We start from the raw sequence: 17,004 nt of genomic DNA on the forward strand, positions 1-17,004 counted from the left end.
TTACAGTTGGCATTTATTTGGGCAAGAATATTTTTGTATGGATAGATGTCAGTTAGTTTTTTTAATGCTGTTATTTCTGTTTCACTAATCAGTAGATATTCTAGATTTCTGTTTCTGATTGGATGAACTTCCCCAACATTTTTTCCTCATTCAACTTCTCAATGGTTCCTAACATTTCCCTGACTCTTTTCTCAAAACTATGATTCTCTCGGATATATTTTGCTAATTCTGATTTTCCTCCTCCATTCTGACTTTTTTGCTGCAAATAATTTTCTACTACTTTTGGCAAATCTTCCTGAGAATTATAAGTGGAAATTTTATTTCCAAAGACTTTTTCTAGACCTGCAATTTTGTCAGATACAATTGTTGCTCCACAAGCAGCAGCATCGAACAAACGATTGGAAATAAATCCTTTTTCTAGCATTGTATCCCAGTGGTCGTTTAATAAGACGCCACATTTACTGTAATAACGTCGTAAAATTTCGTTGGGAATATATTCTCCTTTTAAATAACCGTCTGGCAACAAATCATCCCAGTTTGTACCATAAATATCTACTTTTAAACCACTTTCGACTGCATCTTTTACTATCCGACGATAAACTTTCCGAGAGTTGCCGACAAACAATATTTCTCCTACTTCTTCATAACCTTCTTGGTCAGGATAAAACAAATTTGGGTCGGTGCATTGGAGCAAAGTTTTGACTGGAACTTTGACTTGTTTTTGTAATTCCTCAGCATAAGAATGGGATGCCACAAATACTTGGTCATATTGTTCATATTCTTCTAGGGAAACTTTGTCTGGATGACTAATATTCCACATCAAATTAATATGATAAGACTTGGGTTGATAACGACTCAAACCTCGAATCGTAATTGCCACATCATCTCCAAATATTTGAGGATTTTCCCACTCTGGCAAAATATCAATTCTGACGGAATGACCTAATATTTCAAATTGCCGTTTCATCGCTAAGGCAAAATGATAGTCTCCCCATTCTTGCGCTTGTTTCCAGTCAGGAACTCCGATTTTTATACCGATGCGGAAAGTCTTACTCATTTTTTCGCGCAAGGCAGAAAATACTGTATGAGCGCGATGTTTATAAGTGTGTTTTTCTGTGACTATTTTCTGTAACTCTGCCACTTTTGCTAATCTTAGTTCCTCGTTTGTTAGGTACTCTCGTAATAAATTTTCTAGAGATTCGCGGGAATTATAAGTAGGCAATAGTCCGTCGAAAGATTCTTGATTTCCTAGTTCTCCATTTGTGACAACTAATGCACCAGAAATAAGAGCGTCAAATACCCGGGAATTTGTGGAACCCCATTGTTTTGTGACTGAGTTTGCATCATCAATTACTATTTTTGTAGAACCATAAACTTTCGGCATATCTGTATAAGGGAGAGGTCCGCGATTATACTTTTTAAATTTCTCAAATTTTTCCCAGTTATATCCAAATAAAGCAAATTCAAAGGGTAAATTATCTGGTTCCAACAAACTCATAATATCTCGTGGATATTTCCAGAAACTTCCTGTGAAGCAGTAGTCAGATTTACATTTATTCTCTAGTTCGGAATTGACTTGTTCTGAGTTGACGGCAACTCCTACTTCCGAATTTTTCTCGACTTCACTTTTGCCTACTTCGGGAAATTTATTACCTAGTTCAGAAGAGGATTTTTCTGACTCTTGTGAAATTCCTGCTTCGGAATTTTTCTCTAGTTCAGAAAGAATTTTTCCTGACCTTTCTGAGACTCCTACTTCGGAATTTTTCTCGACTTCACTTTTGCCTACTGCGCGCAATTTATTGCCTAGTTCGGAAGAGGATTTTTCTGACTCTTGTGAAATTCCTGCTTCGGAATTTTTCTCTAGTTCAGAAAGAATTTTTCCTGACCTTTCTGAGACTTCTACTTCGGAATTTTTCCCTACTTCACTTTTGCCTACTGCGGGCAATTTATTGCCTAGTTCGGAAGAGGATTTTTCTGACTCTTGTGAAATTCCTGCTTCAGAATTTTTCTCTAGTTCAGAAAGAATTTTTCCTGACCTTTCTGAGACTCCTACTTCCGAATTTTTCCCTACTTCACTTTTGCCTACTGCGGGAATTTTATTACCTAGTTCGGAAGAGGATTTTTCTGACTCTTGTGAAATTCCTGCTTCGGAATTTTTCTCTAGTTCAGAATGAATTTTTCCTGACTGATTTAAAATTTCTACTTCCGAATTTTTCCCTACTTCACTTATTCCTTCTTCCTTATTCCCTCTTTTTTCTGCCCCCCTTTCAAAGGGGGGTTGGGGGGATTTATTACTTCTTCCTTCTTCCTTCTTCCCTCTTCCTTCTTGAAACCTTTCCTCATTAGTTGCTATCCTAATTACTGTTGCTGGTTTAAATAATTTCTGCTGAATATAATCAGCAGATTTTTGAGAAGAACACCAGAAACAATCATAATCTCCTGCTGATTTTTGAGACGCCCAAATCTCAAACCAATTTCTCGCCCAAGCAACTTTTACTAAACTTGGTTTAGCATTTTCTATTCTTTCTAAATCATAGTCATGACGCATAACAACAATGACATCTAATCGCGTCATATCATACCAATCTTCTCCTTCTGAAATGTAATAAACATCCCATCCGAATTCCTTAACTAATTGTTCTCCTAATTCCACCGCTGTAAAATAATCTCCTGCGGATGCTGCCATATCTGCTTCAGTTACAGCAAAACCAATAGTTAAAGGATGACCAGTCCAATACATTCCTTTTTCAAAGTAATCTTGTAGATGTTTCCTTCGTAAATAATAGGCATATCTTTGCTCAATTATCGGGCGATTTTTCAAGATTTTCTGGATAAATTCTTTGCCCTTATTAAATCGAGAAAAACCACGATTATGAAAAGCAGTTAAATTATTAGCACTGATAATTTCTTTGCCTAATTTTTCTCGGATAGTCAAACATAAATCTACATCCTCATAACCATAAAAATAGTCTTCATTAAAACCTCCCACTGCCAGAAAATCTTCTCGCCGACACATCATTAATGCTCCAGTCACAACAGGTACTTTCCAAGGAGCAGATTGTACTTTTAATAATTGGGGAGCATACCGAACTTCAAAAGGATAAAAAGGTTCATTTTGACTGTAGAAATATAACTGTACTCCTAGATGTTGAGTAGGAGGAAAAGCTAAAGAGCGATCGCTAACTATATCCAACAATTTGACTCCTACCATTCCTAGATTTTCATCTTGTTGAATTAAATCGACCATCTGGGGAATAATATCTTGGCAGAGGGTAATATCGTTATTCATAAATAACAGTAAAGGAGCTGTTGTTTGCTCTACTCTCACATTATTTGAGTTGGAAAAAGAATAATTATCTCCTCTGGCAATAATTGTAATTGGTAATTTTTCTGACCACTGGGTACAGACATCAATACTATTATCTGTGGAACCGTGGTCTACTACTATTAATTCATATTTTTCATAGCTGTTATAAATCTCAAAGGAGGCGAATAATTCACTTAAGAGTTTTGCTCCATTCAAACTCAAAATAATTACTGCCACTGCTGGTTTTTCTGTCTGAATTTTTGCCAGAGGTATCTGACTTTTAACTTCCTCTTCACTCCTAACTCCTAACTCCTGACTTCTAACTCCTGATTCACTCCTGACTCCTGACTCCTGACTCCTGACTACTTGAACACGATAGATAAGTTTGTTAATTTCTCCCTGATTATAACTGAGATTAACTTCATGTTTTTGACCTTTAGGTCCGACTACTAATGGTTTAGGAGAATTTTTCAGTTGTTGACCTGTTTCTGTTATTTTGACACTAACTTCAACTAACCCATTGCTATGTAAAGATGGCGGAATTTTATGAGCAAAAGCATGATATCCATGAGTACCAAAAGCTGTCGCTAAATCTTGACGATATTTATTCGCGACTAAAGTTCCGATTAAATTATTGCCGACAAAAATATCCAGAAATACAACCTTATCAGGGTCTTTTTTATGTCTCGCCCAACCAGAAACATAGTCGATAGTTGCATAATCCAGACAACCTTCAAATTCTGTTTCTCCTAATAAATTTAGACTGGCAAGTTCCCCTGTTTCTAGAACATTTTGAAATGATAAAGCTTCCTCTAATTTTTTCTTAGCTTTAGAAAAATAAGGGTCTATTTCCAAAGCACGACGATAACAACTTATTGCTTCACTCAGTGGATTTTTTTTAGTCTTCGCTTCCCCTAATTGAAAATGAAATTTTGCCGATGATGGTCTTAATTCTACAGCTTTAGTATAAGCATTTACCCCCTCATCCCATCTGCCTAATCTTGACATAACTTCCCCAATATGGTAATGCACATCAGCAGACTTAGGATTCAGTTTACCAGCTTTGTTATAAGCTACTATTGCCTCATCCCACCTTTCCAGTTTCGCCAGACTTTCTCCCAACACATGATAAACTGCCGCCGAATTAGGATTAATTTCTGCTGCCTGACGATAACTTGCGATCGCTTCATCCCACCGTTTGAGCCTACTCAAAGTATGACCCAACTGATGATAAATTTCCGCCGTATTAATACCTAACTCAATAGCTTGGCGATAACTGACAATAGCATCATCAAATTTTTGTTGCTGCACCAAAGCTAAAGCCAGACTATGATGAACTTCTGGCAACTTGGGGTTAAATTCCAGGGCGCGACGATAATTAACAATAGCTTCATCCCACTGTTTTTGTGCAGCATAAACTTCCCCTAAATAACCATACACCTCAGCCAAGTTAGGATTCAGTTCAATGGCCTTTTCAAAAGAAGCGATCGCCTCATCCCACTGCTTAATATTACTCAGAGCTTTGCCCAAGTCTCCGTAAGCTTCAGCCAAATTAGGACTAAGTTCCACAGCTTGGCGGAGAACTACCACTGCCCAATCATTTTGCTTTAGTTGAATCAAAGCATGGCCTAACTGATGATAAACATCGGGAGAATTGGGTTGAAGTTCGGAGGCTTTGCGGTAAGCTACTACAGCTTCCTCCCATTTTTGCTGTTGAGATAGAGCGTATCCTAAATAATGATAAACTTCTGGGGAGTCTGGCTGAAGTTCTGTAACTTTGCGGTAAGCTGCTGCTGCTTCTTCCCACTTTTGCTGTTGAGCTAGAGCATATCCTAAATGGTGATAAACATCTGGAGAGTTGGGTTGAAGTTCCACTGCTTGACAATAAGCGGAGATAGCTTCTTCCCATTTTTGTTGTTGAGTTAGAGCATAGCCAAACTGGTGATAGACTACTGCCGTAGGAGCGGTGCCTCTCTGCTCACCCAACAAATCAATTGCTTTCTGATATGCAGCAATAGCTTCATCCCACCGATGCAATTTTGCCAAGGCTTCCCCATAATAATGATAAACTGTAGCAAAATTAGGAATTATTTGGCAAGCCTTTAAATAAATATTGGTAGCTTGATGGAGATATCCTAATTTTGTCAGAGCTGTTCCTAATTTTTGATATCCTTCCCAGAAACCAGGGTCAATTTCAATCGCTTTTCGATAACAGATTATCCCTTCCTCAATCTGACCTTGTTTTTCTAAAGCTACCCCTAAATTTTGATGAGCAATGCTAGAGTCAGGTTCTAGAGATATAGCCTTTTGGAAATGGGAAATAGCCTCATAAAGTAACCCCTTTTCAACTAAAGCTGCTCCTAAACTAATATAGAATTCCGAGAAATTAGGATTAATTTCTATGGCCTGGGAGTAAGAGGCGATCGCCTGTTCCAACTGGCCTTGTTGTTGTTGGACATTTCCCAAGCTATGGTAAGACGAGGCTGAGTTAGGTTTAAGTTCGATCGCCTTTTGGTAGGCAATAGTTGCTTCTTTCCATTTACCTATCTTGGCTAAAGCATCTGCCAAAGTTTGGTGATAGAAAGCAAATTTGGGGTTAAGTTCAATGGCTTTGTGATAGAGAGTAACAGATTTTTCTAATTGGCCTGCTTCTACAGCTTGGTTGCCTTGTTGAAAATATTGGGCTGCAGTATCTGGAGTTACTGGGAACGAATTACTCATACTTGTCTTCATTGGAGACTAATAGTTCATAAAAATATAGCCAAGTATGACACATTCTTATTTTGCAGGTGTTATTCTGACTGGGTGAACTACAACACCCTCGCTTCCCATAGCTCAAAGCATTTGGGACTACTTTTTCTTTTCCTCTTTGCATGATGATCTCCCTGATTCAATTTCTACTTGGTCATAATACAGAGGCTTGGACGTAGGTTCTGATGTGTCTAGAGGTAGCGTGTTAGTCGGTGGAATTTCACCCTATTGAACTCAGATCGTTGACTATGCGTGGCTATTTGGTTTTCTATTATCACAGACATTGTTAGATTATGTCAATAGTTGCCCAAATTTCTGGAGACCATATGACTATATTTGTGTTGAATATTTATGATGCTTATGGCATTAGGTGACCAAAAAAATGGGTCTCAAGCCTCGCCCTTCTAGGGCGACTTTTTAGTTGATTTTTTTCAATAAATATGTTATCATGTTGTTAGTTTAAAAGTCAATTTATGAAAGCTAGATTTAAGTATCGTATCTATCCAACGCCGGGACAAAAATACCGATTAGCCAAGCTATTTGGCTGTGTCCGTGTGGTTTGGAATGATAGTCTAGCTTACTCCCAAAACAAGTATAAATCAGCAGAAAAGAAACCTGACTTATCAGAACTACAAAAGCTTTTTATTACTCAGTCTAAAAAGACTGAAGAAAGAGAATGGTTGTCAGAGGTTTCTAACATACCATTGCAGCAATCTTTAAATGATTTAAACCAAGCTTATCAAAACTTTTTTAAATCAACTCAAGGCAAGAGAAAAGGTAAGCCTGTTAAACCTCCTAAATTTAAAAGCAGAAAGTCAAAGCAAACTGCTAGATTTACAAAGGGAGGGTTTAAAATTGGTCAACATAAAGTTTATTTAGCCAAGATAGGAAAGCTGAAAGTTGTTTGGTCAAGAAAGCTACCTGCTGCTCCATCATCAGTAACAGTAATCAAAGATTCAGCCCATAGATATTTCTTGAGTTTTGTAGTAGAAATACAACCAGAAGTATTACCTAAAACTGATAATTCAGTAGGTATAGATTTAGGTATTAAAACCTTTGCTACATTTAGTGACGGTACAAAGGTTGATGCTCCTAAGCCACTGAAAAAACGAATTAAGAAATTAAGAAAGTTAAGTAAGTCATTATCTAAGAAAACTAAAGGCTCTAAAAGGTATGAAAAAGCTAGGGTTAGAGTAGCTAAATTCCATGCTAAACTGAAAGATACAAGAACAGACTTTCTACATAAATTATCTACTGAAATAATTCGTGAAAACCAAACAGTTGTTTTAGAAGATTTAAACGTTTCTGGTATGGTTAAGAACCGTAAATTATCCAGGGCTATATCCGATTTAGGATGGAGACAATTCAGAACATTCCTAGAAGGAAAAACAGAAAAATATGGTCGCGATTTTAGAGTAATTAATCGTTGGGAGCCAACATCCCAAATTTGCTCAAATTGTGGCTTTAAAGGTGGGAAGCTAGACCTGAAGGTGCGAGAATGGGAGTGTCTCAACTGCGGTGCAAAACATGATAGAGACGAGAATGCAGCAATAAATATATTAGTCGCGGGCGGGCAGTCCGAGACATTAAACGGACGTGGAGGCAAGCGTAAGACTACCGCCAAGGCAGCAGCAGCCAATGAAAGGTCAACCCGCCGAGGGGCTTCGGCTCGGTAGGAATCCCCGCGCCTTTAGGCCGGGGAGGATGTCAAGAACTTAAGATATTATAAGTTGCTATATTTTATTATTTCAGCCTGGATCAAATTTGATTCTGAGGCTTTCCCTTATAAATTATAAATGATTATAGGAATTTCTATTTCAATTGGCTAGAAATAAGCAACAATAATTTCAAAAATATTATCAATTTTTTCTGCCACTCCACTGTATATCAAATATAAATTATTGAATTAAAAATAATATCTAAAAATCTAGAATAGAGAGGTTTAATAAAATCAAGATGACTTTACCTAATTTTATCATCATAGGCGCTCAGAAGTGTGGTACAACTTCCTTATATAACTATATGGTTGAGCATCCACAAATTTTACCAGCAGCCAAGAAAGAATTGCATTTTTTTAACTGGGTTTCTAAACCAGGAAACAAAAAAAAGGCAGAAGGAGTAGATTGGTATTTATCCAAGTTTCCCACAATACCTAATGGAAAAAATCTCATAACTGGAGAAGCTACACCAGATTATCTAGTTGATCCACATACTCCCCAGAAAATGTTTAATTTATTACCAGATATTAAATTAATTGTACTTCTCAGAAATCCTGTAGATAGAGCAGTATCTCATTATCATCATAATCGACGAATTAGTAAGAAGCGAGAACCTTTACCTTTTAGAAAAGCAATTGAAAAAGAACCAGAAAGATTGAATATAGAAAAAGAGAAACTCATCTCTGATGAAAATTATAGAAGTTTATTCCATAGAAACTATAGCTATTTAGAAAGAGGGATTTACATTGAACAATTAGAAAAATGGATGAATATTTTTCCCAGAAAACAGTTCTTAATTTTGAAAAGTGAAGATTTCTATGATAATCCAGATTTCACACTAAAAGAAGTTTTTGAATTTTTAGGGTTACCTAATTATCAAGTAACTAATAAAAAGAAATATAATGAACTGTCTTATCAGTCAATAGATTCAAAAGTCCGCTCAAGTCTTGCTGAATACTTTCTACCTTATAATCAAAGACTAGAAGAATATTTAGGCATAAAATTTAATTGGGAAATGAATTTTGACAAAGCACAAAACCAACATAGACCGCTGCTTCAATTTCAAGATCAATTAAATAACAATAAATCTCTGTTAGAGCAAATAGAGTTAACACTAGATTCCACATCAATTCCCAAGTCAAGCTTAACAATTCAGAAAAGTGATAAAAATTTAGTTCCCTCTAGTGTTCAATCAAAACTAATAGTTATTGAAAATTATGATGCAGCTTACGGAGCAATTTATAATGAATTATTTTGGGGATATGAAATCAAAGAAATTCAGGAAAAAACTAACAATCAAGATATCATTAATATCTCTGGATGGGTATTAGGAAAAAAGTGTCCTGTAGTTGCTATAGAAATAGTGGAATTGAGTAGTATATTGAAAAGTATCTCTGTTAATCAGCTACGTCCTGATATAGCTAAACGTTATCCAGAAGTACCCCAAGTCAAAGAAATTGGTTTTAGTATAGACTTCCCAGTCAAGAAATTACGACCCAAATTTAATTGGCTAATACAAGCAGTATTTACTGATGAAACTCGAATGCCAATAGGTTGTATGCGGACTAACAATACTAAATCATTAAAGATTAAAGCTACTCCTTTATTGACAAAAGAAGCTATCAAATTTTTAGAAAATTTCTTGAAGCAAAAACCTGATGCTAAAGTGCTGGAATTTGGCAGTGGAGGTTCTACTATATGGCTATCTAAGTTAACTAAAAATCTGACTTCTATTGAGCATGACGGTATGTGGTTTAACCAAGTTAAAGATCGGATTCAGAAGCAGAAAAATTGTCATCCAGTAGATATGAAACTATTAGCAAGACCATATCATACGATATGCGAAAAGTTTCCTACAGAATCTTTTGATCTAATTATTGTTGATGGTCGCGATCGAGTTAAATGCATTGAAGCATCAATTAAAACTCTAAAAAAAGGAGGAATATTGATGGTAGATGATGCACAAAGAGAAAAGTATCAACCAGGTTACGAGTTACTCAAAGATTGGTTGGTGACAAGAACTATGGGTAAACCTAAACATACTTATTGGTGGCAAAAACCATTTCCAGTAACAAAGTCAGATAGTACATACCCAATATCAATAAATATTACGGAAAATAATCGTCTTTTTCAAATACAAAATGCAATTGTTACACCAGTATCAAGTTTTCAACCAAGCAAGTGGGTTGGAGGTGTTGTCTTTCCTAAAGATATGCCAGAAAAATTTCGTCATCGACGTCCCAAAATCGAAAAAACGATGAAATACCAAGACGTAGAAATGCAAGTTGATGCTGGTATTAACAATTCCAAATTCTATAGTGGTACATATATTTATGGAGGTTGTTTAAGTCCACACTTTGGTCATGCTTTAACTGAAGGTATTCATCGTTTATGGGCATTCAATACCAATATCCATGATGGTATTATTTTTGCTGTCTCAGCAAAAAATACCAACTATACTCCTACTAAATGGTTTGTTCAAGCTTTGGAAATTCTAGAAATACCTCTGAGCAAATGTATTTGGGTGACAAGTAATTGTACTTTTGAAAACCTGATAATTCCCGAACCAGGTAGTGAGTTAACATTAGGACCTAAAGACTGGTATCGCTCCTATTTGAAAAAGCTACAGCAAAGGATTTTAGATGCTACTCATCACTTGAGAAAAGACCAAGAAAAACTAAAGCTTTTTTTAGGCAGAAATCATATACCTTTTGGAACGTATACTTATGGTGAGAAGTATTTAGAAAGTCTGTTAGTTGATGAGGGTTATATTTCCTTACAACCAGAAAATTACCCTATGTTAGAACAGATTACTTATTTAATGAATGCTAAAAAAATCATATTTAGTGAAGGAAGTGCTATCTATTCCTTAGAATTTATTAACTATTTAGATGCTGAGATTGCCTGTATTCCCAGAAGAACAAACAACCAGCTTTACTATCCACATATATCTAGTAAATGTCGCAATTATATTGTTGCTGGAAATACTGACAATGTATTAGCACTTGGAACTTATAAAAAAGATGGTACCAGGCAAATACTTATAAACAAACATCCATACCAAGTAATTGAATCTCTAAGAAACGATGATTTTGCCTACCTCAAAGACTGGGACGAAGAAAAATTTTTGGCTCAGGAAAGGTGCGATATTATGACATACATATATCAGGTACACAATAAATTCAAAAAAATCAATACAGCTCGTTATTCAGAAATAATAGAAGGATATTTACAAGTGCGTACAAAAACAAATGAAAGTTCAAATTTCCACAGCGATCTTCAGAGCATAATTATGAAAAATAGAACCCTGAAAAAGAGAAGCGATCGCCTCAATGTACTTGCCACAATTAATCAATCATCTAACTATCTAGAAATAGGGGTATCTCAGGGTGTAACGTTCAACGCAATTCAGGTAAAAAATAAGGTTGCCGTCGATCCTAAATTCAAATTCAACACTAATAAATATGCCACTGAGAATATTGTTTTCCTAGAAATTACTAGCGATGAATTCTTCAGAAATTATACCAAAGATTTGTCGCCATTCGACTTGATTTACTTAGATGGTCTTCATACCTTTGAGCAAACTTTTCGTGACTTTTGTGCATCTCTTTCTTTAGCTCATGCAAATACTATTTGGTTAATAGATGATACTTGTCCGGGAAGTTATGCTCAAGCTCAACCATTACATCAGAATTGTGTCAAGCTCAGGGAAAATTCTCAAGAGAAATCAAAAAATTGGATGGGTGATGTCTTTAAAGTTGTTCCTGCTATCCATGACTTTTTTCCTCAGTTCAGTTTTGCAACTTTTCCAGACCATGGACAAACTGTTATATGGAATCAATGGAGAGAAAATTTTCAACCTTTATGGAATTCTTTGGAAAGTATCAGTCGGCTAGATTATTTAGATTTTGTAGAACAACAGGAAACTTTATTTAAAAGAGAGCCATACGAGAAAATTTTTGAAAGCATTAAATTGGCAATTAATCCCTAGTAAACTTAAATAAATATTTGGATAATTTTGATGAACCAAAATAGAGAAAAGTGCAAGTTAAGTATTTGTGCAATCATGAAAAATGAGGGGCATTATTTAAAAGAATGGTTAGAATTTCATAAGTTAGTTGGTGTTGAAAGGTTTTATTTATACAACAATTACAGTAGCGATAATACTCTTGATATTTTGGCTCCGTATATAGAAAATTGTGAGGTAGTTTTAAAAAAATGGCCTGTTAAACATGGTCAACAAATGAAAGCATATAATCATTTTCTACAAAAGTATAAAAATGAATCAAAATGGATAGCATTTATAGATTTAGATGAATTTTTATTCCCCACAGAAAAAAATGATTTGAGAGAAATATTAGAAGAGTTCTCAGATGTTCCTGCTGTAGGGGTTAATTGGTTGATTTTTGGTACATCAGGATATGAGAAAAAACCGGAAGGATTACAAATAGAAAATTTTACTAAGCGAGCTAAAGAAGATTTTAAGCCTAATCTAAATTTTAAATGTATTGTACGCAGTGAGTTTACTATTAAATGTAACACTCCTCATCATTTTGTCTATTTGAATGATGGAGTAGCAGTGAGCGAAAATTATGAAAAATTATCAGAGAAAGTTTCAGCTAAACATTCAGTGAGAAAATTGAGAATTAATCATTACTTCACTCGCTCTATGGAAGAAGCTTTAAATAAGGTCAAAAGGGGTAGAGCGACTGTAAATTATAAAAGAAAAATAGGAGATATAAAATATCATAATCGTAATGAAGTAGAAGATTTAACTATTCAACGTTTTATTCCCAAGTTAAAAGCAACATTACAAACAGCAGAATTCACAACTATTGACTCAAATACTACTGACAATTCTGATGAAATTATTGACAAATCCTTAGAGGGAAATCAGTTAATAGAAGAGGTGGAAAACGATTATCTTAACAAACAAAGAGAAAAGTGCAAATTAAGTATCTGTGCAATTATGAAAAATGAGGGTCCTTATTTAGAAGAGTGGTTAGAATTTCATAAATTAGTTGGAGTAGAAAAATTTTATTTGTATGACAACAACAGCACAGATAATACTCAGAAAATTTTGCAATTTTATATTCAAAATAGACAAGTTATTTATTATTACTGGCCGGAAAAACCAGGGCAAATTCCTGCTTATAACCATTGCTTAAATAATCACAGATATGATTCAGAATGGATAGCTTTTATAGATTTAGATGAATTTTTATTTCCCACAGTAGCAGATAAGATAACAGATATAATAGATGAATTTTCTGACGTTTCAGCCCTAGGAGTTAACTGGCTAAATTTTGGTACATCAGGACATGAGAAAAAGCCCGAAGGATTACAAATAGAAAACTTTATTAAACGTGCCAAAACAAGTTTTGGTCCGAATAAACATATCAAATGTATTCTACGTCCAGAAAAAACAATTCGTCCCCTAAATCCTCATCAGTTTGTATTTTCTGAAGGTCAGGTAGTAACAGAAAATAAACAACCAATTAACAAACCTTTTTCCTCAACACATTCCATCAAAAAAATAAGAATAAATCATTATACTACTCGTTCAAAAGAAGAAAGTATGAAAAAAATGATGCGAGGTAGGGCCACTAAAAATGAACAGAGACCATGGTCGCATTTTGAATCGAAAGATTTGATATTTAATGAAGTAGAAGATTTAACTATTCACAGATATATTCCTCAACTCAAGAAATCATTAGCAGCAGTTGCTAAAAAGAAAAGCAAGGTAAAACTTTCCTTAGAAAAATCAAACTCATTACTAACTATTGGAAATTTAGGTAAAGTAGTGATTGAGAATGAACTCCTAAAACTAACAGGTTGGATAGTTTCTTTAAATCTGATTCCTATTAGTGGCTTTAAAGTTTGGATTGGAGGTGAAGAATATAGAGATTTTAAACAAACTCTAGGAATAGAAAGTCCAAGGATAAAAAAAGCCCGTCCTAGATTAAAAGGTGCAGAAAAGGCGAAATTTTGTATAGAAATACCTCTCAATAAAATTCACAGAGAAAACTATCAAGACCTATTAATTATTTTAATCCCTATTTTGGCAAATCATGAGGGTTGTATTTTTGTTAATGTCTTTAATCCTTCTTTGATGCTTCCTACTAAAGAATATATAGATCGAGTTAATAGAAATAGTTCTTTGAATTTTCAGTCTAATGCTTTCAAATGGTTAGGATATTTAATTCAAAGAACAGGTCTCAAACCTACAGATAGTATTCTTGATATAGGTTGTGGAATTGGTGAAGTTGCCTATGGTTTGGCTTATTACTTAACATCTAGAGCGCGTTATGAAGGTATTGAATTTTCAGAAAAAGTAATTAATTGGGCCAAGGAAGAAATTACTTCTAGGAAGCCTAACTTTAACTTTCAATGGCACAATATTTATCATCCTATTTATAATACTAAGGGAACTATACCAACAAAAGAATTTATATTGCCTTATCCACAAGCAAGTTTTGATGTGATTTGTATTAGCAACCTTTTTACTCATTTATCTAATATTGATCTGCGTAATTATTTATATCAAATTCAGCGAGTTTTAAAAGTAGGAGGAAAGTGTTTATTTGCTTGTTTTTTAATTAACTCTGAATCTCAAAAATTAATTGCTGACGGTAAGAGTTCTCAGAATTTAGTCAATGAAATAGAAGGTGGTTTCTGTTTAGATTTAGAACTGCCAGAAAAGACTATAGGTTTTCAAGAATCTTTACTGATTGATTGGATCAAAGAAAGTGGCTTAACTATTGTAGGCAAATATTATGGTTCATGGTGTGGACGCAAATCTTTTACTTATCAAGATTTGCTAATTGTAGAAAAAAAAACTGAATTTCAGTCAAAATTTAATAACTATCAAACAGTCTTAAAACAATACAAGCTTAGATTACAAAAAATTCAGGGAGAATTAGGAAATTAGAATCCAACTCCCCTAAGAATATTCTCATCTAATCGTAAGGATTTCCTGCGGAATGCTGCGCAAACAGCTATTAGCTGTCAGCTCTCAGCTGTTATGATGGGGTTTTAATGAATATAGGCTTTAAAGTCAGCTTTTAGGCGTAAGTATAAATTCTGACTCAATTAGTAAAACTTTGATCTAAAACTAAAAGCAATAGCTGATAGATGATAGCTGAACTGCTGAATGCTTACATCTAATCAACCCGGTATAGCAGTCGAAGTAAAGGGCGCAGACATATCAAAAACTTAAAACTCAGACAACGCCAGATTTTTCCTTCTTCCTTCTGCTATCAAGCAAAAATTAGTCTTAAATATTCAACACAAAAATGAGTAAAATCAATAAATTAGAAGGAGCAAAAACAAAAATTGTTTCGATTCATGTACCAAAAACTGCTGGTACAACATTTAAACAGGTTTTGAGGCAAATATATCATCAAGAAGAAATTTTCTTTGACTATCCACATAGGGGACATTTACGTAATAAAATGTTAATCAATCCCAAGCCAGAAGTTAAAGTAATTCATGGTCATTTCCCTAGTAATAAATATGATGATAAATTTCCAGAGTTTAGAAAAATAATTTGGCTCCGAGACCCAATCAAGAGATTAATCTCTTTTTACTTTTTTTGGAAGACTTGGCAAATTTTATTAGAAAGTGATGAACAAAATTTATCACCAGTCAAAGAGTCTAATTTGACATTTATAGAATTCGCCGAAAAACCAGAGATGCAGAATGTAATTAAATCAAAATTTGTTCAAGAGCAAAAATTAACAGAATTTGATTTTGTCGGGATTCAAGATTTTTTTCCCGAAGATTTGCATGAACTCAAAGTAATACTAAACTGGCCAGACTATAAACTTGAAACCCAAAATACTAATCCCTATCCAGAATACAAGTCATTATTAGAAGAAGTATTATCTGATCAAGAAATAGTCAATAAAATATCGGCGATAAATCAGGAAGATATAGAACTTTATCGAGAAGCGTTAAGTTTGCGGAAGACCCGGAGAAAAACATCAAAAATACAATACTACACTCAAGAAAATCTCAACAATTTATCATCAGGAAAACAAGAAAATACCCCGCAAATAATAAAAACTAATCCTCTACTTACTTGGGGTTCTATTGACCGGACAGTCATTAAAAATCAAGTTTTGCATTTGTCTGGTTGGGTTGCTTCCCTTGATGCTGGCATGGTGGAGGGGTTTAAAATTTTGATTGGTAATAAAGTATTTAGTTTTTTTGAAAAAACTCTCAATATACCAAGTCCAGATGTAAAAAAAATTCATCCTAATTTAGATAGTGTAAGTAATGCTAGATTCCGTCTGAAAATACTTTTAAATCAACAGCAAATTAACCAATTAAAGTATTCATTAATTACTTTAACTCCTCAATTTAAGCTTGGTGAGGGTTTAATTTTATTAAAGGTATTAACACCACTTTTGCCACTGCCTGAAGAGAAAGATATAAAAATAATTGATGTTGATGGAAGCGGTGAATTTATTGGTACTTCCTTCAAATTACTAGGAGATTTAATTCAGAGATTAGGTTTACAACACACAGACCATATTCTGGATGTTGGTTGTAATATTGGTACTGTTGCTTATGCCTTAGTTCATTATTTACAACCTTCTGGTCGTTACGAAGGTTTTGATATAGTAAAAAATTTGATTTCCTCGCTACAAAAGGAAATTACAACACGCAAACCTAACTTTAATTTTTATTGGCATAACATTCATCATCCTCTGTATAACCCCACTGGCAAAATATCAGCAATTAATTTTACTTTTCCTTATCCTGATGAAAGTTTTAACTGTGTTTGTATTTCTCATTTATTAATTCATTTACAAAGTCTGGAAGTTATGCACTATCTTGATGAAATATATCGAGTTTTGAAGCTTGGAGGGAGATGCTTATTAATTTGCTTTTTAATTAACTCAGAATCAGAACAGTTAATAGCTAAAGGCAAAAGTTCTCAACAGCTTATTTATGAGATAGAAGATGGTTTTACTAAAGATATTGATTTACCAGAGAGAGGGATTGGTTTTAGGGAAAATTTACTATTAAAGTGGATAAATGAACGAGGGTTTAATGTTCTAGAAAGATCTTATGGTTCTTGGTGTGGTCGGACTTCATCTGTTAAAGAAGATTTGTTAATTTTGGAAAAAGATACACTTCTTGCAGAAGTCAGGGAATAGGGAAGTAGGGGACTGGGGGAGTGGGGAGTTTCACAGGGGTAGGTTTTTTATAATTGTGTTT

At 34.5% G+C, this 17,004-nt stretch carries 5 protein-coding genes; 4 read left to right on the forward strand and 1 reads right to left on the reverse strand.

Annotated features, from left to right (window positions below):
• Nucleotides 1-100: 100 nt before the first annotated feature.
• Nucleotides 101-6,028, reverse strand: a complete 5,928-nt coding sequence (locus F6K18_RS16715; RefSeq protein ID WP_287522344.1) for a tetratricopeptide repeat protein — start codon at nt 6,026-6,028, stop codon at nt 101-103.
• A gap of 503 nt (nt 6,029-6,531) precedes the next feature.
• Between F6K18_RS16715 and F6K18_RS16720 the strand changes: the two genes are divergently transcribed.
• The 4 genes from F6K18_RS16720 (at nt 6,532) to F6K18_RS16735 (ending at nt 16,943) form a co-directional block, all read left to right on the forward strand.
• Complete coding sequence (locus F6K18_RS16720) at nt 6,532-7,734, forward strand: RNA-guided endonuclease TnpB family protein (protein ID WP_287522346.1); 1,203 nt, start codon at nt 6,532-6,534, stop codon at nt 7,732-7,734.
• A 280-nt stretch (nt 7,735-8,014) separates the two neighbouring features.
• On the forward strand, nt 8,015-11,767 hold the full coding sequence (locus F6K18_RS16725; protein WP_287522348.1) for a sulfotransferase domain-containing protein: 3,753 nt from the start codon (nt 8,015-8,017) through the stop codon (nt 11,765-11,767).
• Nucleotides 11,768-11,797: 30 nt separating this feature from the next.
• On the forward strand, nt 11,798-14,707 hold the full coding sequence (locus F6K18_RS16730; protein ID WP_287522350.1) for a glycosyltransferase family 92 protein: 2,910 nt from the start codon (nt 11,798-11,800) through the stop codon (nt 14,705-14,707).
• 364 nt (nt 14,708-15,071) lie between these two features.
• Nucleotides 15,072-16,943 carry a sulfotransferase family 2 domain-containing protein gene (locus F6K18_RS16735; RefSeq protein ID WP_287522352.1) on the forward strand — a complete coding sequence of 624 codons (1,872 nt, stop codon included), beginning with the start codon at nt 15,072-15,074 and terminating at the stop codon, nt 16,941-16,943.
• Nucleotides 16,944-17,004 lie beyond the last annotated feature (61 nt).

Origin of the sequence: Okeania sp. SIO2C2 (genome assembly GCF_010692625.1) — a bacterium.
Classification (GTDB): domain Bacteria; phylum Cyanobacteriota; class Cyanobacteriia; order Cyanobacteriales; family Microcoleaceae; genus Okeania; species Okeania hirsuta.

Bases quoted from the DNA above. Each gene is read 5' to 3' on its own strand.
- F6K18_RS16715 (WP_287522344.1), bottom strand. From the start codon at position 6,028: ATGAGTAATTCGTTCCCAGTAACTCCAGATACTGCAGCCCAATATTTT.
- F6K18_RS16720 (WP_287522346.1), top strand. From the start codon at position 6,532: ATGAAAGCTAGATTTAAGTATCGTATCTATCCAACGCCGGGACAAAAA.
- F6K18_RS16725 (WP_287522348.1), top strand. From the start codon at position 8,015: ATGACTTTACCTAATTTTATCATCATAGGCGCTCAGAAGTGTGGTACA.
- F6K18_RS16730 (WP_287522350.1), top strand. From the start codon at position 11,798: ATGAACCAAAATAGAGAAAAGTGCAAGTTAAGTATTTGTGCAATCATG.
- F6K18_RS16735 (WP_287522352.1), top strand. From the start codon at position 15,072: ATGAGTAAAATCAATAAATTAGAAGGAGCAAAAACAAAAATTGTTTCG.